We start from the raw sequence: 21,840 nt of genomic DNA on the forward strand, positions 1-21,840 counted from the left end.
CATGCTCAGCCCCGGGGTCCAGCTCGGCAACCGCTACCGCCTGGACGAGCGGATCGCCAGCGGCGGCATGGGCGACGTCTGGCGCGGCACCGACCAGGTGCTCGGCCGGACGGTCGCCGTGAAGAGCCTGCTGCCGGCGCTGCTCGACGAGCCGGGCTTCGCCGAGCGGTTCCGCGGCGAGGCGCGGACCATGGCCACCATCAACCACCCCGGCGTCGTGGACGTCTACGACTTCGGCAACGACCAGCAGATCGCCTTCCTGGTGATGGAGTACGTCGAGGGTGACCCGCTGTCGGCGACGCTGAGCCGGGTCGGGCGACTCACCCCCGCCCGGACGATGGCCCTGGTGGCCCAGGCCGCCGACGCGCTGCACGCCGCCCACGAGAAGGGCATCGTGCACCGGGACGTGAAACCGGGCAATCTTCTCGTCCGGCCGAACGGCACGCTGGTGCTGACCGACTTCGGCATCGCCCGCTCGGAGCTGGTCGGGCAGCTCACCGCCGCCGGCTCGGTGCTCGGCACGGCGTCGTACATCTCCCCGGAGCAGGCGATGGGGCAGGTCGCGACGCCCGCGTCCGACGTGTACGCGCTCGGCGTGGTCGCGTACCAGTGCCTCGCCGGCCGCCGCCCCTTCGAGGGGGACAACCCGCTCGAGATCGCCATGAAGCACGTCCAGGAGGCGCCGCGACCGCTGCCGGCCGACATCCCGCCGCAGGTGCGCGCGGTGGTCGAGCGGGCGATGGCCAAGGACCCGGCGGGCCGCTGGCCGAGCGCGGCCGCGCTGGCCGGGGTGGCCCGCCAGTTGAAGGCGACGCTGTCGCAGCAGGCCCGTGCCGGCGGGCAGGCCCGGCCGATCTCCGGCGTCCCGTCGTCGCCGGCCCCGGCGCCCGGCCGGGCCCAGGTGCCACCGCCGCAGCAGTCCCGCCCACCGGCCGCCCCGCACCGGCCCCCGGCCGTCGCGTCGCCGGTGCGGCCACCCACCGTGGCACCCCACGCCGGCGCCGCGGCGCCCCACGCGTCGGCGACGCCGTTGCGGCCCACAGCGGTCGCTCCGGCCGTCGGGCAGCCCCGGCCGCCGGTTGCGTCGGGCGGCTACCCGCGCGGTGCCGCCGCCGTGCCGCCGGCCGCCGTCCGGCACGACCAGCCAGCGGCGTACCCGCAGACCGCCTCGACGCCGCCGCCCGCCGAGAGCCGGGCCCGGCCCGGAATGGTGCTCGTGGCGGTCCTCCTGGCCGTGCTGGTCCTGCTCTGCTCCGGCGTGATTTCCTACAAGCTGCGGAAGAGCGCCCAGTCCGGCGAGTCCGGTGCGCTCACCCCGCCGACCGTGACGTCCGGCGCGCTACGGTTCGACGGACGCGACGATCTGACCCAGACGTCGTACCGTCGCAGTGTGCGGCTCGAGCCGGCGAGCGGTGAGACGACGACGAGCGAAGGACGACAGACGCGATGACAGCCCAGGCCCGCCTGCTGGGTGGCAGGTATCAGGTCGGCGAGCTGCTCGGCTACGGCGGCATGGCTGAGGTGCACCGCGGACGCGACCTCCGGCTCGGTCGGGACGTCGCGATCAAGATGCTCCGCACCGACCTCGCCCGCGACGCCACCTTCCAGATGCGGTTCCGGCGGGAGGCGCAGAACGCCGCGTCCCTGAACCATCCGGCGATCGTGGCGGTCTACGACACCGGCGAGGAGACCGCGCCGACCGGCGAGACGCTGCCGTTCATCGTGATGGAGTTCGTCAACGGGCGGACCCTCAAGGAGGTGCTGGCCGCGGAGGGGCGGCTCCAGCCGCGGCGGGCGCTGGAGATCTGCGCCGACGTGTGCGCGGCGCTGGAGTTCAGCCACCGGCACGGCATCATCCACCGGGACATCAAGCCCGGAAACGTCATGCTCACCCAGACCGGCCAGGTCAAGGTGATGGACTTCGGCATCGCCCGGGCCCTGGCCAGCGGCGCCACCACCATGACGCAGACCAGCGCGGTGATCGGCACGGCGCAGTACCTCTCGCCCGAGCAGGCCCGGGGCGAGGCGGTGGACGCCCGCTCCGACGTCTACGCCGCCGGCTGCGTGCTCTTCGAGCTGCTCTGCGGTCACCCGCCGTTCGTCGGCGACAGCCCGGTCAGCGTCGCCTACCAGCACGTACGGGAGGCGCCGCCCACGCCGAGCGACCTCAACCCGGACGTGAACCCGGCGGTCGACGCGATCGTGCTCAAGGCGCTGTCGAAGAACCCGCTCAACCGTTACCAGAGCGCCGCCGAGATGCGCGCCGACCTGCTCCGCGCCGCCGCCGGCCGGCCGGTGCTGGCCACTCCCGTGATGCGGGAGCACGAGACGATGCCGATGGCCCCGGCGGCGGCCGCGCCCGGCTACCCGGCCGGTGGCGCCGCCGCCCCGCCGACGCACCAGATCCCCGCCCGGGTCGGCGATCCGCGCCGCCGCCGTGCCTCGTCCTGGCTGATCGCCACGTTCTCGGCGGTCGGCGTCCTCGCGGTGATCGCCCTGGTGGCGGCGCTGCTCCGGAACCAGCAGGGTGATGACCTGCGTCCGGTGCCGTCCCTGGCCGGGATGAACCAGCAGCAGGCGTTCCAGGAGATCCAGAACGCGGGATTCGCGCCGAGCCTGGGTGAGCAGGTGTTCAACGCGACCTGCCGGAAGGACACGGTCGTCAACCAGAGCCCCGCTCCGAACACCCAGCTGGAGCAGAGCCGGACGGTCACCATCCAGCTCTGCGGCGGCCCGAACATGCAGCAGATTCCCAACGTGGTCAACTCCAGCTTCGAGAGCGCGAAGGAGCAGCTGGAGTCGTTGGGCTTCAAGGTCAGGCCGCCGGTCGAGGAGGACAGCTCCAAGGAGAAGGGCACCGTTCTCAAGGTGTCGCCGGAGCCCGGGTCCCGCGTGGCGGAGAACAGCGAGGTGACCCTCACCATCTCCAAGGGCAACGTGGGCAAGGTGCCGCGGGTCATCGGCTCCACCGAGGACGACGCGCGGGAGGAGCTCAAGGAGGCGGGCTACAAGGTCAAGGTCGAGGAGGGCACCGAGGTGCCCGCCGACCAGGCCGGCCGCGTCCAGCGCCAGGACCCCGGGCCCGGTGAGAACCTGGCCCAGGACCGGACGGTCACCATCTGGGTCGGCGTCCCGGCGCCGGAGAGCCCGCCGTCACCCACGGACTCGGCGACCCCGACGCCGACGGCCACCCCGACCACGCCCGGCACCGGCAACGGCGGCGGCAACGGTTTCCCGCTCTTCCCGCCGCCGAGCGGCCTCCCCCGGCAGGACTGACCGCTCACCCGGCCCGGGCCACGGCCCGGGTCGGGCGAGTGCGCGTCGGACGGCCCGCGAGCGGGGCGTGCGGCGGCGAACGCCGACCAGCGCCGGGCGGGGGTGCCTTGCCTCGCCAGGCGGCGGGCAGGTGCCTTGTCTCGTCCGGCGGTCGGCAGCGCCTCGCCCGGCGACAGGTAGGTGCCCCGTCAGGCGGCGGCGAACGCGGCCCGGCGGCGGGCGTCCACCTCGGCGGCCAACGCGGGGGCGCGCTCCAGCGCCTCGGGGTGACCGCACACAGCCAACCAGTTGGCGAGCATCAGGTGGCCACCCTCGGTGAGCACCGACTCCGGGTGGAACTGCACGCCCTCGATCGGCAGGGTGCGGTGGCGCATCGCCATCACCACGCCGGACCCGGTCCGGCCGGTGACCTCCAGCTCCTCGGGGAGCGTCTCGGGCAGCACGGCGAGGGAGTGGTAGCGGGTCGCGGTGAACGGGTCCGGCAGGCCGGCGAGCACGCCGACCGAGTCGTGCCGCACCTCGGACGTCTTGCCGTGCAGCAGTTCGGGGGCGCGGGCAACGGTAGCGCCGAAGGCCTCGCCGATCGCCTGGTGACCGAGGCAGACCCCGAAGATCGGCAGCTCCCCGGCGTACCGCCGGATCACGTCCAGGCAGATGCCCGCCCGGTCCGGGCTGCCCGGGCCGGGTGAGAGCAGGATGCCGGCGGCGCCGACCTTCCCGACCTCCGCGACGTCGATCTCGTCGTTGCGGCGTACGTCGCACTCCACGCCGAGCTGGCCGATGTACTGCACCAGGTTGAAGACGAACGAGTCGTAGTTGTCGATCACGAGGACGCGCATCAGGTCACCGGCTCGGGGAGGGGGGCGGGGTGTTGTTCCGCTCGGTGTCGTACGGCAGATCGTGCTCGTCGCCGGGCGGGGCGTCGCCGGGGATGGTGTCGCTCCCCGGGTCGGCCGGGACGTCGGCGTCCTGGCTGACCTGCACGTCGTCGAAGGGCAGCAGCGGCTCGGCCCACGGAAAGACCACGTACCAGAGCAGGGCCACCGCGGCGGCGGCGAGCAGCAGCGACCCGGTCAGCTTGCCGGCCAGGCCGAAGGGAAGCTTGCGCCAGATCCATGCGTACATCGCGGGTCAGCTCCCCAGTTCCGCCGGGCGGCCCGCCGACTTCGGCTGGGTGTGGTCGAGCTCGGCGTGGATGATCAACCGTTCGTAGTTGTCGAACTTCGGGTTGCAGGTCGTGAGGGTGAGCATCCGTCGGGTCGGTTTCTCGCCCGGCTTGCCCGGCACCGGTGCCACCACCTCGACCTGGGTCGGCTTGACGATCCGGGTCTGCGAGACCTTGTAGACGTACCAGTCGGTCTTGCTCTCGACCACGATCGCGTCACCGCGGTCCAGCTCGTCGAGGCGCCAGAACGTGGCCCGGTTCCGGTGCCCGGCCACCGAGAAGTTGCCGACCTCGCCCGGCAGGGCGCTCTGCGGGTAGTGGCCCGGGGCGTACCGGATGTCCGCCTGGGTCACGCCCTCGACGACGACCCAGTTCTTGTCCAGCTTCGGGATGTAGAGGCCGGCGAGGGGCTTGCCCTTCACCGGTGGGGCCGGCTTGGCCGTCGGGCTGGCCGAGGCGGAGACCGTGGGGTCACCGGTCGGCCCCCAGGCCTGCGCCAACTGCTGGCTGAGGTCGCTCTGGTGGGCGTCGACGATCGCCGACTTCCCCCACACCTCGTAGCCGGCGAAGAGCAGCACCACCAGGCCGAAGGTCATCAGCACCTCGCCGCTGACCCGCAGTCCGGTGCGGAGCCGGGAGCCGAACGACGGTCGGGTCAACTCCGAGTAGACGCTCTTGTAACCCTCGCCGGTCTGCTCCGGGCGCAGCTTCACCACCCGCTCGCCCCGACGTGGACGTGGCGGCTCGGCGGGGCCGGGCTCGACCGGGTCGTCCGACTCGGGCGGCTTGGGCACGGCGCCCATCAGCGCCGTGGAGTCGAGGGCCGGGTGCCGGGCCGGGGACACGGCCGGGATGAGCGCGGTGGCGGAGGGGTCCGCGGCCGCCGGTGAGACCGGGGCACTCGGCTCGACGGCGCCGGAGACGCGCTCGCCGCGCGCCGGCACCGGGGGGAGGAACGCGGTGGGGCCGTTTCCGGCCGGGGCCGGCGGGCGCGTGCCGGGTGCCGCCGAGCCGGGGTGGGCCGGGGTGGCGGACCGGGGATGTGCCCCTCCGGGGCCGACCTGATCCGGTTCGGCGGCGGCCCGACGGTGCGGCAGGCCACCCGAGGCGGTCGGCCGGCCAGGGTGGCTGTCGGCCCCGGCCGGGTGGTCGGGGTTGGCCGCCCATCGAGCCGGGTCGGGCGCGGCGGACCGGAGGGGCTGCGCTCCGTCGTCTCGCGGTGCCCGGTGCGGCACCTCGTCGCGACGAGCCGATCCGCCGTACGCGAGGTTGCTGTCGGGCCCCGCGGGCGACGTGGGTCGGGTCGGCGCGGCGCCGGGCCACGGGGGCGGTGCGCCAACGGGGCCGCCCGGGACGGTAGGTGTGCCCGCGCCCGGGCGTGGATCGGGCGCGGCGGGCGGCTGCGGGGCCGGCGAGCGGGCCGGCAGGACCGGGTCGGGCCAGGCGGCCCGCCGACGGCCGGCGGGCGGCTCGGCACGGTCGACCTTCGGCAGGAAAGCGGTGGGCTCGTCGCCCTGGCCCCGGTGCCGCCCGTCGGGCCGGTCGTCATTGCTCACAGGAACACCTTCGCCAGCGGCTCACTGGAGCACCTTCGCCGAGCGAAGTGCGGTCGAGTCCTCGAATGCCGGCACGGTCACCGTGGAGACGCGCTCCTGATAACCGAGCTGGTAGTGGTCGACCGCGTCCTTGAACCACCGGACTCCCTCAGACTCGGCGAGAGCCTGCTGCAGGGCAGCCGGATCGCCGATCGCTACGATCTTGAACGGAGGGGAGTACACCCGGCCGTGCAGCAGCAGGGTGTTACCGACGCAGCGTACCGCGCTGGTGGCGAGTACGCGGACGTTCATGATTGACATGGCCTCCGCGCCGCCGGCCCAGAGCGCGTTCACCACCGCCTGGACGTCCCCCTGGTGGACGACCAGGTCGTCGTTGGTGACCCCCTCCGGCAGGTGCTGGTCATTGAGCTGGGGAGCGTCGTTCAGCTCGACCGTGACACCGGGGCCGGTGAGCGCGGTCAGCCCGGCGGACTGCCGGCTGGCGGCGGCCCGGTCCTGCTGGGCCTTGATCGGGCCGTCCTGCTGGCCGAGCGCCGTGGTGCGTTCCTCGACGTCCTGGCGCAGTGTCGCGGCGCGGTGCTCGCTCGCGGCCACCTGCTGGCGGCGCTCCTCGATCAACTGGGTGAGCTGGGGGCGCCGGTCCTCGCGCAGTGCGGTGCCACCGGCGGTCGTCGCGGTGGTGGTGAAGAGCAGCCCGGCCGCGGCGGCGATGAGCGGCACCCCGATCGACCAGCCCGGCCGTCGTTGCCGCGGGCGTCGTGGCAGCAGACCGGCGACCGCACGCCGGATCACCTTCTGCCAGGAGGCCGCGCCGGATGTGTACTCCACCGAGCGTTCCTTCCCGTCGTCCTCTGCCGGCCTGACCGGTCGGGTGCCCGTACAACCCACCCTTTCCGGTCACTCCGCGCACCGGCCTGACCCCATTCATGGCTTGGGCGGGCCTTCCGGACTACGCTAGCTGTCGAACATTATTGGCCATGGACCGTCGCCCCCGCGCCCGGTTGTCAGGCCGGACGAGGTCGTAATAACCCCCTCTGGAGAGCGTCGTGCCGAAGTCTCAGGTCCGCAAGAAGAAGGTGTACACCCCGCCGACGGACGTGCGCCCGACGGCGACGGCGGCGACGCGCAAGCCTAGCCCGGTCTGGCTGCCCATCACGGCGGTCGCGCTCATCGTGCTCGGCATCGGCTGGCTGGTGGTCTACTACCTGTCCGAGCAGGAGTACCCGGTCATGTCGTGGGGCTACTGGAACCTCGCGGTGGGCTTCGGCGCGATGGTCGGCTCCCTGATCCTGCTCTCCCGCTGGCGCTGAGCCCGACGCTCCGGGCGCGGCGGACGGCTGGCGCCGCGCTCCGGGAGCCGCCGCACCTCACTCCGCGCCGCCCCTGCCCGGCAGATCCGCGCGGGTCCACCTATCGTGTGCGCAGGGCGGCGCGGCCCGGGTGCGAGAAGACTCACGTTACTGCTGGGTAACCTTGCGCGTAGGCTGCACTGCATGACCGAGCGGAGCGAGGTCATCGACCGGTCCGGTCGCGCGTGGGGCAGCGAGGCTCGCTGATCGTGCCCCGACGCCGGCCCCGGTCGCCGAGCCGCTCGACAGGCAGCAGACCGGGAGGCCAACTCGATGGGCAGCGTCCAGATCGTCACCACGATCCTCGCGGCCGCCATCACCGCCGTGGCGGTGGGACTTGCGGTACGCGCGGTCCTGAAGATGGTGGCAGTCATCCGGCTGGGTCAACCGGCGCCGGAGCGGTTCACCGACAAGGGCACCCGCACCAAGACCATGCTGGTCGAGACCGCGGGCCACACGCGGATGCTCAAATGGAGCGTCGTGGGCGCCGCCCACTGGTTCGTGATGGTCGCGTTCATCGTGCTGTCGCTGCTGGTGCTCGAGGCGTACTTCGAGGTGGTCAGCACCACCGGCGGGCTGCCAATCATCGGGCACTGGACGGTCTTCGGCCTGGCCACCGAGATCATCGGCGTGCTGGGCCTGGTCGGCATCCTCGTGCTGATGGCGATCCGGCTGCGCAACCGGCCCAGCCGCCCGGGCGGCCGTTCCCGCTTCACCGGCTCGACCATGTGGCAGGGCTACTTCGTCGAGTGGGTCGTCCTGCTGGTGCTGATCTTCGGCTTCCTGATCCGCGGCTTCAAGGTCGCGACCGGTCACTTCGAGTACCCGGCCTGGGCCACCCCGGTGAGCCACGCGCTCGGCAACGCCCTCCCGGACTGGGAGGCCGGCGTCAGCGTCGCCGCCCTCATCAAGATCGTCATCTCGATGACCTGGCTCATCGTGATCTCGCTGAACGTCACCATGGGTGTCGCATGGCACCGCTTCCTGGCGTTCCCCAACATCTTCTTCAAGCGCGAGCCGGCCAAGCCCGCCGGCTCGGGCCTCGGCGCGCTGCGACCCATGACGAGCAACGGCAAGCCCCTCGACTTCGAGGAGGCCGACCCGGAGAAGGACCAGTTCGGCGTGGCGCAGGTGGAGCAGTTCACCTGGAAGGGCCTGCTGGACTTCAGTACCTGCACCGAGTGCGGTCGCTGCCAGTCGCAGTGCCCGGCCTGGAACACCGGTAAGCCGCTGTCGCCGAAGCTGCTCGTGCTCAGCCTGCGGGACCACGCCTACGCCAAGGCGCCGTACCTGCTGGCCGGCGGCGGCAAGGACCTGACCGGTGAGGAGAAGGCGACCGAGGCGCAGCTCGCCCACGTCGACGTGCTGGCCCTCGCCGAGGCCGACAAGCCGCTCATCGGCACGGCCGAGGAGGGCGGTGTCATCGACCCGGACGTCCTGTGGTCCTGCACCACCTGCGGCGCGTGCGTGGAGCAGTGCCCGGTCGACATCGAGCACGTCGACCACATCGTCGACATGCGCCGCTACCAGGTGCTCATCGAGTCGAGCTTCCCGTCGGAGGCCGGCGTCATGCTGCGCAACCTGGAGAACAAGGGCAACCCGTGGGGCGCCCCGCAGAACACCCGGGAGGACTGGACCAAGGGCCTCGACTTCGAGGTGCCCCGGGTCGGCGAGGTGGACGACTTCGAGTACCTCTTCTGGGTCGGCTGCGCCGGCGCCTTCGAGGACCGGGCAAAGAAGACCACCCGGGCGGTCGCCACGCTGCTGCACGAGGCGGGCGTGACGTTCGCGATCCTGGGCGAGGGCGAGACCTGCTCCGGCGACCCGGCCCGCCGCATCGGCAACGAGTTCGTCTTCCAGATGCTCGCCCAGCAGAACGTGGAGACGCTGAACGAGGCGTTCGAGGGCCGGGAGAAGAGCAAGCGCAAGATCGTCGCTACCTGCCCGCACTGCTTCAACACCCTCGGCAACGAGTACGGCCAGCTCGGCGGCGAGTTCGAGGTGGTGCACCACACCCAGCTCCTGGCCCACCTGGTGGCCACCGGCAAGCTCACCCCGGTGCAGCCGGTCGACGGCGGCGTCACCTACCACGACCCCTGCTACCTGGGCCGGCACAACCGCGTCTTCGCCCCGCCGCGCGAGGTGCTCGGCAGCGCCGTGGCCGGTGACGGTCAGGGCGCCGACGGCCTCATCGAGATGCCGCGCAACAGCGAACGCTCCTTCTGCTGCGGCGCCGGTGGTGCCCGGATGTGGATGGAAGAGAAGATCGGCAAGCGGATCAACGTCGAGCGGGTCGAGGAGGCCATGGCAACCGGTGCGAAGACGGTCGCCGTCGGCTGCCCGTTCTGCTCGACCATGCTGAACGACGGCGTGAACGGCAAGGGGGCCGGTGAGCAGGTCGAGGTGATCGACGTGGCGAGCGTCCTGCTCCGCTCCGTCAAGCCGGAGCAGGCCCAGGGCGACAAGGAGGCCGAGCCGGTCGCCGGCTGACGGCGTACGCCCGCGAAGGACCCGCACGCGCGACGGCGGTGGCACCGGCCACCGCCGTCGTCGTGTCGTGCGGGGTCAGGAGGTGCTCGTCACGATCACCGCCGTGCTGGCGGTGGTCGCGGCGATCACCGCCGCCTGCGTGTCGGCGATCGCCCGCTTCGTCGCGTCCGAGGCCCAACTACCCTCGGCGATCTCCGAGAACCGCCGCTTGACCTGGGCCTTCGGCAGGTCCTTGAAGAGCTTGCGGTCCAGCCCGACGGCCCGGCTGAGGCTGATCAGCGCCGCCGTCCGCGGCTCCACCGGCCCGGTGCCCGCCACCGCGGCCAGCATCCGCTGCCGCGCCCGCGTCTCCACCACCGGCTCGGCACCCGTGGGGGACGGGTAGCGGGTGCGCGGAAAGACCCAGAGCACCCGGTCGGACTCGCGACGCAGCACGCCGGCCTCCACCAGCCCGTCCAGCACCCGCTCCGGCAGGTCCTCGGCCAGCAGCCGGACCCAGTCCTTCGGGCGGCGGCGCTTGCCGTCGGCGGCGATCCGGGCCAGCGCGTCGTCCAGGAGCGGCACGTCGAGCCGGTCGGCGCTGACCGCCGTCAGCCGGCCGTCGGTGACCGTCACCCGGCCAGCGAGCGAGAGTTCGAGCAGCAGCGCCCCGGCGAGGCCGAATCCGAGGTGCGGTGCGCCGAGCCGGTTGACGCCCGCGTCGTCGTAGCCGAGGAGGGCGAGTTCGTGCGCGAGGGTGAGGTGCGCCATGGCGCCACGGTAGTTCGGCGGCGCACGGGACAGCCCCGTCCGCCGCGACGGACACCCTTCGTACGCGCGGTGTTCCACACAGGGTGACGGCGCGCGTCGTCGCCTTGATTCCGCTTCGGCGCTTCCCTATCGTGGGGCACCGACCGCTGTGGGTCGTCTGCCCTCGCCTCTTCCCCTCCGCGAGGCGCCCGGCGGTCGGTTGCAAAGGAGTCGGTGCCGGTGGCAACCATGCCCCCCCATCGTCACGCACCGGGACGTTCCGCTCGTCCGGGTGGCCTGCGCCGGGTCGCCCACCGCCTGCTCACCCTGGTCGCCGCCGCGGCCGTCGGCGCCGGCATGCTCGCCGCGCCGGCACACGCCGCGCCTTCGGTCGAAGAGATCGAGGCGCAGATCGACAAGCAGTGGGAGCAGCTGGAACCCACGATCGAGCAGTACAACAAGGTGCGGGCGCAGCTGAAGGTCAACCAGAAGAAGTCGGCCGACCTGCAGAAGAAGATCGAGCCGCTCGCTCTGCAGTCCGAGATCGCGATGAGCCGGGTCGGTGACCTCGCCTCCCGCTACTACATGAGCGGCCCCTCGCAGGAGGTCGGTGCGCTGCTGGTCAGCGCCAAGCCCGACACGCTCACCGAGCAGCTCACCATCCTGGACCGGCTGGCGCGGCAGGAGCGGAAGCAGGTCGAGGGCATCCTCAAGATCCGCGCCAAGTACGACACGCAGAAGCAGAAGCTGGACGCCCTGATCGTCACGCAGACCAAGCAGCGGGACGACCTGGCCGCCAAGAAGAAGAACATCGACGCCGAGATCAAGCGGCTGGAGAAGCTGCTGCCGAAGACCGTCGTCCGGCCGGAGAACTGCCCGACGGTCAAGGGCGTGGTCAGCGAGGCGGCCCGCGTCGCGATCAAGACGGCCTGCCAGCAGGTCGGCGACCCGTACGTGTGGGGGGCCACCGGCCCGAACTCGTTCGACTGCTCCGGCCTGACCCAGTACGCGTACAAGGCCGCCGGGATCAGCCTGACCCACTTCACCGGTGCACAGTGGAACGAGGGCAAGGCCATCCCGCGCTCCGAGGCGCGCCCGGGTGACCTGGTCTTCTTCTTCAGCGACCTGCACCACGTGGGGCTCTACCTCGGCAACGACCAGATGGTGCACGCGCCACGGGCCGGTAAACCGGTCCAGGTGGCGAGTATCAACAACATGCCGGTCGCCGGCTTCCGGCGACCCGGCTGATCCACCGCCCACGACGAGAGCCCCCGGTCGATCCGACCGGGGGCTCTCGCGTTCGCCGCCGACCGTCAGGGCCCGGTCGGCCCGTCGGCCGTCACCGGGGCGCCCCGATCGGGGACGGGAGCAGCAGCACGTCGTCGAGGTTGACGTACATGATGCGGTGGCCGAACTGGACCTGCACGTACCGCAGGTCGCCCCGGACGACCGTCCAGTCGCCGGGCGACGAGCCGTCGAAGGTCACCGCGCGGTAGTACTCGCTCGGCAGGATCCCGCCGACCGCGTACCGCTGCCCGGCCGGGAACGTGTACTGCAGCGGCGAGATCGTCTGGTACGGCACGCCGGCCGGGTACGCGTCCTGCTCCGGGTAGGCGCGGCCGTAGACGGGAATCGTGGCCTTCCCCGGCTTCGGGGTCGCCACGAGCCCGGTGGCCCACTTCGCGGTCGGCGCCGAGGCGGGGTTCTGGAACCACGCCTTCTGGCCGAGGTACCAGATCGCGGTCCAGTCGCCGCGCACCTCGGCCACCGCGTACGTCTGCCCCGCCGAGGCGCGGGCGCCGTGGTCGGAGACGTACATGGTGTTCGGCGTGCCGTCCGGGCGCTCGCCGAGGTCGTTGACGAGCGGGGCGTCGTGGCTCGGCGCGCTGTGCAGGACCACCGCGGAGGAGCCGCGCAGCGGGCAGGGCTCGGCGGGCGGCGGCGGGGTCGGCACGCCGGGCGGCTGCTGGTTGCAGCCCTGGAGGGCCGGCCGGTTGGTGTCGAAGTCGGGGTCGATGGTGACCAGGCCGGTCCGCGCGGTGCCGGTGGTCCGGAACGGCGCCTTCAGCAGGTCGAAGTAGTGCGACCAGTCCCAGTACGGGCCCGGGTCCCAGTGCATGCCGGCGACGGTCGAGGCCACCGTGCCGGGCACGTTGTCGTGGCCGATGATGTGCTGGCGGTCCAGTGGAATGTGGAACTTGTGGGCCAGGTACCGGACCAGCTTCGCCGAGGTGCGGTACATCGCCTCGGTGTACCAGGTGCCGTGACCGGCGAAGCCCTCGTGCTCGATGCCGATCGACTTGGCGTTGACGTACCAGTTGCCGGCCTGCCAGCCGACGTCCTTGGCCTTGACGTGCTGGGCCACGTGGCCGTCCACCGAGCGCAGCGTGTAGTGCCAGCCCAGGTAGTCCGCTCGCTTCACCAGGTCGACGCTCGGGCCGTAGTACCCCTCGGTGTCGTGGATGACGATGTACTCGATCTTCTGCTGGGCCGGTCGGTTACCCAGGTCGTGGTTGCCGTAGTCGCCGGCGCCCGGGCCGTACTGCTCGTACGGGGCCGGGATCCACTCGCAGCCGAGGCCGACGGGGCACTCCAGCCCGTCGGGCCGCTCCGCCCGGCGCAGCCCGAGCCGGTGCAGGGTGTCCGCCCGCACCGTCACCGCCTGGGCGGCGAGGGTGACCTGGTGACCGTCGTCGGTCCGACGGCTCGCGCCCGCGCGGATCTGGTCGTACACCTCGTCGGCGAAGGCGGTGGCGGTCGCCTCGGTGTCGGCGCCCGAGTAGCGGGCCACCGCGCCGTACCAGGCCCCCGCGTCGGTTCCGGTGCCGACCGGGCCGCCCAGCTCCCTCTGGTACGCGGCGAGCAGCGCGGCGCCCCCTCGGATGTTGGTGGCCGGGTCGGCGCGCAGCGCCTCGACCGGCGCCCCGGTGAGCGCGGCGGCGGCCTGGAGCGTCTGCAGCGCGGCGGCGGGCGCCCTGTCGGCCCCCGCGGCTCCCGCCGGTGCGTCCACGGTCATCGGGCGGGACGTGTCCCCGCGCGGGTCCTCTCCCTCGTCGACGTGGAAGCCGGAGGGCAGGCTCGCGACGTGGGCCGCGTCGGTGAGGTGCAGCGGGCCGTAGCCGCCGCTGGTGCTCGGCGTGCCGGCGTGGGTGTCCCATCTGGACTCCAGGTACGAGACGCCGAGCAGGACGCTCTCCGGCACGCCGTACTCCGCCGCCGCGGCGGCGTACTGCTGCTGTCGGTCACCGCCCGACGGGGCGCCGGCGAGCGGGGCGGCGCCGGCCGGAACGCCGGCGAGGGGCACGGCCACGGTGGCGGCGACCAGCGCGGTGGCGAGCAGGCCACGCCTGCCCCTGGACATGGTGGGAAGGTGCATCGAACCCCCAGGAATGGACGGGTCAGGTATTTGTCACCTTCACTCCGTCACCGCACCGGGGTCAATACCTTTCCGTCGTCGGACCGAATTCGAAGAAAACTTTCGACATCGCACCGGCCGTCCGCCGACGTGGTGGCGAGCACGGAGTGTCACGGCGCGAAGGGTTGCGGATCAATAACGGGGCTCTCTAGTCTGGTCAATCGTCGGCCCGGTAGCAGGTCCGTCCAACCCGGGCGGTAACGGTCCGACACCGCCGAGTCGCTCGACGAGCGAGCCGGGGACCCAGGTTCCCGGGGTGAATCCGCAGCCAATGCGGTAGGGCGCCTCCCTTCCCGCCCGAACCCGTCAGCTAACCCGGTAGGCGGTCAGGAAGAAGGAGTACGGAGCCCGGTGGCCCACCATGCCCCGCGGCCGCCGTCGATCGGGCCGGTGACCGCCGGCCCCTCGACGGACGCGCCGCGTTCCCGCTGGTCCCGCTTCACCACCGCCCTCGCCGCCCTCGTCGGCGTTGCCGTCATCCTGACCGGCAGCGCGACAGCGGCCCACGCCGACCCGTCGATCGCCGAGATCGAGCGCCAGATCGACGAGGACTGGAACAAGCTCGAGCCCGTCATCGAGCAGCACAACGCCACCCGCCAGGCGCTCGCCGCCAAGCGCACGCAGGCCGACGCGTTGGCCGACCGGATCAAGCCCCTGCAACTCCAGGTCGACCAGGCTATGAACGAGGTCGGCGCGCTCGCGGTACGGGCGTACAAGGGCGAGGACGTCTCCACCGTCAACGCCGTGCTGGGCAGCCGTAGCCCCGGCGAGCTGGTCGGCCAACTGGAGCTGCTCGACCGGTTCGCCCACAGCCGGCAGCAGGGTGTGCGGCAGGTGGCCGACCTGCGCGACGAGTTGATGCGCCAGAAGGCCCCGCTCGACGCCCTGGTCGCCCAGCTGACCCGGGCCGAGGCCCAGTTGGCGGCGAAGAAGAAGCAGATCAACGCCGAGATCGACCGGCTGCAGAAGCTGCGGATCAAGGTGTACGGCAACGGTGGCGGCGGCCCGCTGCGGCCCGCCCCGTGCCCGGCCACCTACCCGGGCGGGCCGGCCGGAGTGGCGGTCAAGTTCGCCTGCGCGCAGATCGGCAAGCCGTACGTCTGGGGCGCCGAGGGCCCCGACGCGTACGACTGCTCGGGCCTGGTGCTCGCGGCCTGGGCCAAGGCCGGTGTCGCCCTGCCCCACAACGCGGCCCAGCAGCGGCGGGTGACGAAGACGGTGAGCCGGGCGGACCTACGCCCCGGTGACCTCGTCTTCTACTACAGCGACCTGCACCACGTGGGCATGTACGTCGGCGGCGGCTGGGTGGTCCACGCCTCGCAGGCCGGGGTGCCGATCAAGATGAAGAAGGTCGACGACGGCCCCATCCACAGCTTCGGCCGGCCGGGCTGACGCGTACGCCGAGAAGGGGGCCCGCTCCGACCCCGGAGCGGGCCCCCTTCTCGTGGTGTCAGCGGGTCGGCCAGGTGCGCCAGTTCTGCCAGGACCGGCTCGGGGTCGGGCCGCGCTGCCCCTGGTAGCGCGAGCCGTAGACCGCCGAACCGTAGGGGTGCTCGGCCGGCGAGGAGAGCCGGAAGATGCAGAGCTGCCCGATCTTCATGCCCGGCCAGAGCGTGATGGGCAGGTTGGCCACGTTCGACAGCTCCAGCGTCACGTGGCCGGAGAAGCCGGGGTCGATGAAGCCCGCGGTGGAGTGGGTGAGCAGGCCGAGCCGGCCGAGGCTCGACTTCCCCTCCAGCCGCCCGGCCAGCTGGTCGCCGAGCGAGATCACCTCGAGCGTCGAGGCGAGCACGAACTCGCCGGGGTGCAGCACGAACGGCTCTCCGTCGGGGACCTCGACCACGGAGGTCAGGTCGTCCTGCTGCCGGGCCGGGTCGATGTGCGTGTAGAGGTGGTTGTTGAAGACCCGGAAGAGCCGATCGAGACGGACGTCGATGCTGGACGGCTGGACCAGGGTGGGCTCGAACGGCTCCAGCCCGAGCGTGCCGGCCTTGATCTCGGTGACCAGGTCGCGGTCGGAGAGCAGCATCGCACCACCATAGCGAGGCTTCCTCGAAGGTCCCCATCCGGTGCGGGTGACCAGCGCGTCGCGGTCGCTCCTCGTACATTTGTTCGATAGAATGCCCACATGGCTTCCTGGTCCGAATTCGCCGCTGACGAGCCCCGGCTCGCCGACGGGATCCGCGTTCTCATGCAGCAGTACGGTCCGGGCTTCGGCTATCTGGCCACGGTCCGTGCCGACGGCGGGCCCCGGGTGCACCCGGTGTCACCGGTGATCACCGACGAGGGTCTCTTCTGCTTCATCATCGACTCGCCCAAGCGGCGTGACCTGGAGCGCGACGGCCGCTACGCGCTGCACTCCTTCCCGCCGGAGGAGAGCGACGACGAGGCGTACGTCGCCGGCCACGCCCGCCCGGTCACGGACCGGGCCCGGGTGGCCCGGCTGGCGGCCAGCGCCGGCGCCGCACCCCAGGTCGACTGGCGGCTGTTCGAGTTCACCGTCGACGTGGCCATGCTCGCCCGGCGCGACTCGGGCAGTGCCGGCGGTCCCGGCGAGGGGCGGGGGCGTCCGGCCGTGCAGGTCTGGCTCGACCCCCGGGCCTCCGACCGTCCGGCCGATCACGCGCCGGTCGTCCCGCAGACCCGACCCGCCCGCCGCGAGCGTCGCGACACCCAGCGCTCGGCCGCCTGACCGCGTCCTGGGGAGGAAGACACCGGTGCCGGCCCCGTCGTGACGGGGCCGGCACCGGTGGTACGCCGCGACGTCAGGCCGCGCGGTAGGCGTTCCACGCGGTCAGCATCCGGCTCGCCTGCCCAGGGGTGAACTGGTACATGCACGAGTCGTAGCTGTAGTCCATGAAGTTGGTGATCGGGTCCAGGCCGGCGGCCGGGCAGGTGTCGCGCCCGGTCGGGCAACCCGAGGCGGGCGAGGCCTCCGCCGGGGTGTCGCTGACGCTGTCACCCGTGGTCGAGCAGCCGCCCTGGAAGGTGTGGTAGAGGTTCAGCCAGTGGCCCACCTCGTGAGTGGCGGTGTCGCCCTGGTTGTAGTTGGTGGCGGTGCCGCCGGGCAGCGACTCGCTCAGCACGACCACACCGTCCATGCTGTTGAGCCGCCGCTGCGGGAACGTCGCCCAGCCGAGCAGGTTGTCACTCAGCTCACCCAGGTAGACGTTCAGGGTGTTCTTGCCGCCCTCGCGCAGCGACGTCTTCATCGACCGCTCCGCCGAAGAGCCCTCGACGATCGGGTACCAGGCCGGGTTGGTCACCCGGTTGATCTTCGTGAGCTGGAAGGCGAAGGCCGTGGGTGCGCCGCCGGTCGCGCCGCTGTAGGCCTGGTTCAGCACCGAGATCTGGTTGTTGATCATCGAATCGGGGATGTTGCCGCCGGCCCGGGTGTTGTTCTCCTGGATCACGTGCACGACCACCGGGATGGTGACGGTGGCGAGCGGGGCGACGGCGGCCGTCGTACGCCGGTTGGCACGCTCCCGCAGCGCGGCGGCGAGGTCGGCCTCGCGCTCCTGCACCTGCTTGGCGGTCAGCTCGTTGGGTTCGTGCTTGGCGACGCCACCGGCCTTGACGCGGGCGTCGGCGTGGACGTCGGCCGGCTCCACGCAGGTGCCCGCCGGGGCGGCGGAGAAGGCCGAAGCGGCCGGTACGACGCCCACCGCGGCGGTGCTGAGCAGCAGCGCGAGGGTTGTCGACGCGACACCGGCGGCACGCCGGGTCAGCAGGTTGGGACGGAGTCCCATGGGCCCACCTCTTTCTGGCGGCGTGACAGGGGGTATGTCACGCCGTGGTCGAAACGTGAGGCAGACGTTACAAGCAATCGAAAGATTTGAGAACGCCCATACCTTGTCGTACGGAAACTTCTTGCTCCGGTCCGGCGGGCCGACCGCCGGCTCTGATCGTGGCCGGGCGGGCAGGGACCACGGCGGTAGGAGAGGGCGCGCGGAGGGGTACCTGGATGCACCCGGTCGGTGACTCAGGTACAGTGGTCCCGCCTGCGGGTGTAGTTCAATGGCAGAACATCAGCTTCCCAAGCTGACAGTGCGGGTTCGATTCCCGTCACCCGCTCCGATTCGAAGGCCCTGGTCAGGACGCGAGTCCGAGCCGGGGCCTTCGATGTTCCGCCAACCACGAACGCCTGACGGGCCATCCACGGGCCGTTAGCCACGCTTCCTCCCCTTGCCCCTGGGCTTGCCCGATGCGCCGGCCGCCGACTTCCTGCCCTTCTTCCGTTCGGCCTTCACCGCGTCGCTCACGGCCTGGGCGATGGCCCGATCCGCCTCCGAGGGGGCGTGCTGGTAAATCATGGCGGCCTGGGGCGAGGCGTGCCCCGACCGAGCCATCAGGTCTCGGGTGCTCGCGCCGGTCCGTGCCGCGATCGTGTTACCGGTCTGCCGCAGATCGTGAAAGTGCAGACCCGGTACGCCGAGCCTGCCGACCGCCGCCGACCAGCCGATGACCTTGTTGAGGTTGCCGTCGACGAAGCGTGCAAGGTGGTCCTGCAGCGCCGGCAGGATCGCCGCCGGCACCGAGACGGCACGCAGGCCAGCACGTCACTTCGGCGGACCGAGGACCAGGCCGACGCCGCGTACCTCCGTGAACGTCTGCCGAACCCGAATCACCCCGGCTTCCGCGTCGACGTCCTGCCGTTGCAGCGCCGACGCCTCTCCCCACCGCAGGCAGGCGAACGTGGTCACCAGCACCAGGGCGCGGAACCGGTCGTCCATCAGGTCGGCGAGACCGAGCACCTAAACCAACGTCAACACCGGTCGTTGCGTAATCCACCGCTCCGCGTAGTCGCCCAGCCTAATCCGTGCCCGCTCCGGGTCGATCCACTCGCCGCGCATCATCTGCGCCTCGACCATTGACAGGTACCGGTCGGCATCCGACTTGCGGGCGAAGGTATCCGGGGCCGTCCTCTGGCGCCCATCCGGTCCGGGATAGCGCACCTGGTAACGGCCCGACTCCCGCTTGCCAATACTGCCGAACCGCCGCCGTGCCGCCATCAGGCCACGCTCCGCATGCCGGTCCAAACGTCGGACACGGAGAGGGCTTCCACCCGGCCGGCGTCGACGTGAGCGTCTACGTCCGAAGCCTTGAGGCGCACGCTGCGACCGACCGTGTGAAAGGCGATGCGCCGCTGCGCGACCATTCGACGCACATAGCGGACGCTCATTCTCATGCGCGCCGCGGCTTCCTCCACCGTCAGCCGCCTCGTCCACCGCCGTCATACCTCCCCGCTCCCCGTCGTGGTGTGGTCAGTTGCCGAAACATCGGGTGGTGCCTGATCCCGCCTGGCCGTGTCGAGCTGGGCACGCCATTGGATGCGTTCGGATATCGCGCGCAGGACCCGGTGACCGAGGGGCGGCACGTCGGGGTCGGTGGGTTTGGCGAGTTCCCAGGCGTGCCGTTGCTCTCCGCCAGGTGGGGCGGTGTCGGCGTCGGTGGTGATGCCGAGCATCGCCTTGACCCAGTCCTTGCGGTCGGCACGGTGGTCGGCGACGGTTTTGCCGGACCATTGGCGGCTGATGAGGACTCGTCGGCCGCCAATGCCGAGGGTCTCCCGCTTGTGGACCTTGTTCTTGCAGTTGCCCGGCCCGTAGCCCAGGCCGGGCCTTCTTGGGTTGGATGCCGTAGAGCAGCCGCAAGCGGGCCGCGCCCGCCCGCGCTCGGCCTGCTGGCGACCTGCGGGCGGCATCGGCCGGCGCGGCGGGCCTACCGAGATCAGGCAGAACTTGTCGCGAACGAAGTCGATTGCCGTCGGCGTCAGTAGGCAGCACCATGGCTCGCCATGGACGTCATCGTGCAACGGGTACGCACGACGTGGAGCAAGCGGTCCCGCGGCTTTCCACGCGCAACCCTTCGCAACGCTGCCCCGACCGCGTTCGAGTTACCTCCGGGTCGCCCACCGCTGTTCCACGACATCGTCCTAGACGAAGGCGACGACTTCACTCCCCGGCAGCGCGTGATCCACGAAGCTCCATCACCTCACGAGTTCGGGCTGCGCCTAGTCGGGGAGGCGTTGCGAGTGCAGATACCCAATGGCTTCGGGGTACCTGTCCGGTCTCACCGACCCGTGGTGATGCTGCAACCGGGGGAATGGGTGCGGTGGCAGCTGAACACCCGCTACTCGTCCGCTGCCGGCATGGCGGACTGGCACTACACCTTGGTCACCGTCAGCATCGCGTTCGGCCCGATGCCACCCGACGCGTTCTTAGGCCAGACTCCACACGTCGTCGATGAGCGAGCGAAGCTGCGGTAGAGGGCGCGCCTCCGGCGGGGATCTTCGACAGAGATGGGTCGCCCACCTCCACCACGAGTCGGGCAGAGCCGAACAGACCTGCTCCCCGCTGTTAACACGGTGGATCGTTGTGTTGACAGCGGGGAGCACGCCCGTTCCACGATGTGCGGACTCACGGCGGAGATGGGCTTCAGACGCAACCCGGGCGTGCCGGGCCACCCATGGGCCAGTAACCGTGGGGCGCGACGGTCATGACCGGGCACGAGGGGCACAAGGTGCCATGCCTATGCCGAGGTGGCCCATCGCTTCGGGGGTGCAGCGCTCCTCGACAGTCATCTGCCAATGCTGGACCTGGTCGACATGCTGGCACGGGAATACGAGTCGATGGACCCCACTGACCAGCGTTTCGCCGGTCTGGCGTACGCGCTCCGAGTGCTCGCCCAGTCGTACGACGAGCACCCGGCCTACCGCGAGGAGTGGCGACCATGCTGCTCATGCCGCCAAGGTTCCCAGTGGTTCGCAAGACGACGCCCAGGGCCAGGAGCCCGAAGGCCGGCATGGGTCATCCGTGGGCCAGTAGCCGTGGCACGTGGCGGTCACGAACGGGCACGAGACGCAGCTGGGGCGACCGCCGGCCGCAGGCGTTTCGGGCATCACGACCGCCTGAGCGCGCGTTTCCAAATTGAGGTTCCGGCGAACCGGCAGTCTTCACTTGAGGGGTGCCACCCAGACGGGGAAGCGCGACCGCAGTTGCTCGCCGGCGATAGCGGACGCCTCGGCGTTGTCTACGTCCGTCAGCTCTGCCCAGGGGACGCGGTCCGGACTGGAGTCAGCGGCGGCCAGGGCGACGACTCCCGCAGCATCGACCGTCTCTCCGTAGGGCGCCCCGAAGGGAAGCCGGTCTGAAGGCGCGGAGGTCAACGAGCACCGGAGCTGGCCGGCCTGCTCGTCGTACCAGGCATAAAAGGTGCCCGCTGCGGCTGTGGTGACCCACCGTTGCCTGAGCTCGCAGTGAACGAGCTGAAGGGCTTTCACAACGGCCGCCACGTCGAGTGGACCATCGGGCACGCCGTAGCCCCAGGTGTTCAGCCGAGTTTCCCGCTCGGGTTCCTCTGGGATGAGGGTCACCTCTTCGGCATCAAGGCGGCCCGCAAAGCGGGCCACGCCGGCCCGGCCCCGGCCTGCTGGCGACCTCCGGCCGGCATCGGCCCGGCTGGCCGGCCACGCTTGGGACTATCAAACCCTTGACGACCTCGGGGCTCCGCCCGAACCCCGGCCCTCCTCAGAGATCCGCCAACAGTTCCTCGGCTCCGTCCGTCCAGGAACCTTTCCCGATGCGTGCGGTACTTTGGGTATCTGCCCGCTCCCGTTAGTCGCCACGGACAGGGGTGGACCGCTGGCGGCATTTCCAGGCGTAGATGAAGGCTGCCAAACCAAGGATTGCAAGAGCGGCAGCGATCGAGGCGGCCAGCTGGAACCTCTGCTCGAACGCGAGCTCCTCTGCGTTCTGCTGCTGAATAGCCTCAGGTGTCGGGTCCTGATCAGGCAGGGTGATTCCGTTCCAGAACGTAAGGCACGGAAGCAGACACGAAGCCAGCATTAGGAGAATTCCG

22 protein-coding genes, 1 tRNA gene, 1 pseudogene and 1 riboswitch are annotated in these 21,840 nt (G+C 71.4%); of the genes and pseudogenes, 10 read left to right on the forward strand and 14 right to left on the reverse strand.

Going from position 1 to position 21,840, the window contains the following annotated elements:
- The first annotated feature begins 1 nt into the window (after window position 1).
- A complete protein-coding gene (locus SM573_RS13055) occupies window positions 2-1,450 on the forward strand; it encodes a serine/threonine-protein kinase (RefSeq protein WP_474613347.1) in 1,449 nt (482 codons plus the stop codon).
- Window positions 1,447-3,276, forward strand: coding sequence for a Stk1 family PASTA domain-containing Ser/Thr kinase (gene pknB / locus SM573_RS13060; protein ID WP_474613346.1), 1,830 nt, complete (start codon window positions 1,447-1,449; stop codon window positions 3,274-3,276). The genes SM573_RS13055 and pknB overlap by 4 nt, the downstream gene beginning before the upstream one ends.
- A gap of 188 nt (window positions 3,277-3,464) precedes the next feature.
- Here the strand turns inward: pknB and SM573_RS13065 are convergent, their stop codons facing one another.
- The 4 genes from SM573_RS13065 to SM573_RS13080 all read right to left on the reverse strand — a co-directional run bounded on the left by SM573_RS13065 (window position 3,465) and on the right by SM573_RS13080 (window position 6,825).
- Complete coding sequence (locus SM573_RS13065) at window positions 3,465-4,115, reverse strand: aminodeoxychorismate/anthranilate synthase component II (RefSeq protein ID WP_474613345.1); 651 nt, start codon at window positions 4,113-4,115, stop codon at window positions 3,465-3,467.
- Between the two features lie 4 nt (window positions 4,116-4,119).
- The gene (locus SM573_RS13070) at window positions 4,120-4,401 is read right to left on the reverse strand and encodes a hypothetical protein (protein ID WP_474613344.1); all 282 of its coding nucleotides are present in this window, start codon (window positions 4,399-4,401) and stop codon (window positions 4,120-4,122) included.
- A 6-nt stretch (window positions 4,402-4,407) separates the two neighbouring features.
- On the reverse strand, window positions 4,408-5,385 hold the full coding sequence (locus SM573_RS13075) for a class E sortase (protein WP_474616170.1): 978 nt from the start codon (window positions 5,383-5,385) through the stop codon (window positions 4,408-4,410).
- A gap of 633 nt (window positions 5,386-6,018) precedes the next feature.
- Window positions 6,019-6,825 (reverse strand): DUF881 domain-containing protein, encoded by an 807-nt coding sequence (locus SM573_RS13080; protein ID WP_474613342.1) that lies wholly within the window; start codon window positions 6,823-6,825, stop codon window positions 6,019-6,021.
- A gap of 218 nt (window positions 6,826-7,043) precedes the next feature.
- Between SM573_RS13080 and SM573_RS13085 the strand changes: the two genes are divergently transcribed.
- Window positions 7,044-7,307 carry a cell division protein CrgA gene (locus SM573_RS13085; RefSeq protein ID WP_474613341.1) on the forward strand — a complete coding sequence of 88 codons (264 nt, stop codon included), beginning with the start codon at window positions 7,044-7,046 and terminating at the stop codon, window positions 7,305-7,307.
- Window positions 7,308-7,619: 312 nt separating this feature from the next.
- Window positions 7,620-9,836, forward strand: a complete 2,217-nt coding sequence (locus SM573_RS13090) for a (Fe-S)-binding protein (RefSeq protein WP_474616171.1) — start codon at window positions 7,620-7,622, stop codon at window positions 9,834-9,836.
- A gap of 75 nt (window positions 9,837-9,911) precedes the next feature.
- On the opposite strand, the gene SM573_RS13095 is transcribed toward SM573_RS13090, so the two are convergent.
- Window positions 9,912-10,586, reverse strand: coding sequence for a GOLPH3/VPS74 family protein (locus tag SM573_RS13095; protein WP_474613339.1), 675 nt, complete (start codon window positions 10,584-10,586; stop codon window positions 9,912-9,914).
- A gap of 213 nt (window positions 10,587-10,799) precedes the next feature.
- Between SM573_RS13095 and SM573_RS13100 the strand changes: the two genes are divergently transcribed.
- The gene (locus SM573_RS13100; protein WP_474616172.1) at window positions 10,800-11,813 is read left to right on the forward strand and encodes a C40 family peptidase; all 1,014 of its coding nucleotides are present in this window, start codon (window positions 10,800-10,802) and stop codon (window positions 11,811-11,813) included.
- A 91-nt stretch (window positions 11,814-11,904) separates the two neighbouring features.
- On the opposite strand, the gene SM573_RS13105 is transcribed toward SM573_RS13100, so the two are convergent.
- Complete coding sequence (locus SM573_RS13105; protein ID WP_474613337.1) at window positions 11,905-13,926, reverse strand: N-acetylmuramoyl-L-alanine amidase; 2,022 nt, start codon at window positions 13,924-13,926, stop codon at window positions 11,905-11,907.
- 256 nt (window positions 13,927-14,182) lie between these two features.
- Window positions 14,183-14,319, forward strand: a riboswitch (cyclic di-AMP (ydaO/yuaA leader).
- Window positions 14,320-14,331: 12 nt separating this feature from the next.
- On the opposite strand from SM573_RS13105, the gene SM573_RS13110 reads away from it, so the two are divergent.
- Window positions 14,332-15,372 carry a C40 family peptidase gene (locus tag SM573_RS13110; RefSeq protein WP_474613336.1) on the forward strand — a complete coding sequence of 347 codons (1,041 nt, stop codon included), beginning with the start codon at window positions 14,332-14,334 and terminating at the stop codon, window positions 15,370-15,372.
- 58 nt (window positions 15,373-15,430) lie between these two features.
- Here SM573_RS13110 and dcd read toward each other — a convergent pair whose 3' ends face one another.
- Entirely contained in the window at window positions 15,431-16,009 is a 579-nt protein-coding gene (gene dcd, locus SM573_RS13115; RefSeq protein ID WP_474613335.1) for a dCTP deaminase, read from the reverse strand.
- 99 nt (window positions 16,010-16,108) lie between these two features.
- Between dcd and SM573_RS13120 the strand changes: the two genes are divergently transcribed.
- Window positions 16,109-16,672: a pyridoxamine 5'-phosphate oxidase family protein gene (locus SM573_RS13120; protein WP_474616173.1), complete on the forward strand. Its 564-nt coding sequence runs from the start codon at window positions 16,109-16,111 to the stop codon at window positions 16,670-16,672.
- A 73-nt stretch (window positions 16,673-16,745) separates the two neighbouring features.
- Here SM573_RS13120 and SM573_RS13125 read toward each other — a convergent pair whose 3' ends face one another.
- Window positions 16,746-17,729, reverse strand: coding sequence for a zinc metalloprotease (locus SM573_RS13125; protein ID WP_474613333.1), 984 nt, complete (start codon window positions 17,727-17,729; stop codon window positions 16,746-16,748).
- 254 nt (window positions 17,730-17,983) lie between these two features.
- Between SM573_RS13125 and SM573_RS13130 the strand changes: the two genes are divergently transcribed.
- Window positions 17,984-18,054: transfer RNA gene (locus SM573_RS13130), tRNA-Gly, on the forward strand.
- A 92-nt stretch (window positions 18,055-18,146) separates the two neighbouring features.
- On the opposite strand, the gene SM573_RS13135 is transcribed toward SM573_RS13130, so the two are convergent.
- From SM573_RS13135 to SM573_RS13155, 5 genes are read right to left on the reverse strand one after another with little or no spacing between them, the layout of a single operon-like run.
- Window positions 18,147-18,515: a tyrosine-type recombinase/integrase gene (locus SM573_RS13135; protein ID WP_474613332.1), complete on the reverse strand. Its 369-nt coding sequence runs from the start codon at window positions 18,513-18,515 to the stop codon at window positions 18,147-18,149.
- 24 nt (window positions 18,516-18,539) lie between these two features.
- Window positions 18,540-18,734 carry a site-specific integrase gene (locus SM573_RS13140; RefSeq protein WP_474613331.1) on the reverse strand — a complete coding sequence of 65 codons (195 nt, stop codon included), beginning with the start codon at window positions 18,732-18,734 and terminating at the stop codon, window positions 18,540-18,542.
- Window positions 18,735-18,992, reverse strand: coding sequence for a hypothetical protein (locus SM573_RS13145; protein WP_474613330.1), 258 nt, complete (start codon window positions 18,990-18,992; stop codon window positions 18,735-18,737).
- Complete coding sequence (locus SM573_RS13150) at window positions 18,992-19,189, reverse strand: excisionase family DNA-binding protein (protein WP_474613329.1); 198 nt, start codon at window positions 19,187-19,189, stop codon at window positions 18,992-18,994. The genes SM573_RS13145 and SM573_RS13150 overlap by 1 nt, the downstream gene beginning before the upstream one ends.
- Window positions 19,190-19,213: 24 nt before the next feature.
- Complete coding sequence (locus tag SM573_RS13155) at window positions 19,214-19,795, reverse strand: replication initiator (RefSeq protein WP_474613328.1); 582 nt, start codon at window positions 19,793-19,795, stop codon at window positions 19,214-19,216.
- Between SM573_RS13155 and SM573_RS13160 the strand changes: the two genes are divergently transcribed.
- Together SM573_RS13160 and SM573_RS13165 are read left to right on the forward strand one after the other, a co-directional pair.
- On the forward strand, window positions 19,778-20,248 hold the full coding sequence (locus tag SM573_RS13160) for a hypothetical protein (protein WP_474613327.1): 471 nt from the start codon (window positions 19,778-19,780) through the stop codon (window positions 20,246-20,248). The genes SM573_RS13155 and SM573_RS13160 overlap by 18 nt on opposite strands.
- Window positions 20,249-20,569: 321 nt before the next feature.
- Window positions 20,570-20,701, forward strand: a pseudogene (locus SM573_RS13165) (hypothetical protein); the annotation flags it as partial.
- 234 nt (window positions 20,702-20,935) lie between these two features.
- Here SM573_RS13165 and SM573_RS13170 read toward each other — a convergent pair.
- Complete coding sequence (locus SM573_RS13170; protein WP_474613578.1) at window positions 20,936-21,355, reverse strand: hypothetical protein; 420 nt, start codon at window positions 21,353-21,355, stop codon at window positions 20,936-20,938.
- Window positions 21,356-21,840 lie beyond the last annotated feature (485 nt).

The organism is Micromonospora xinjiangensis (genome assembly GCF_056150165.1).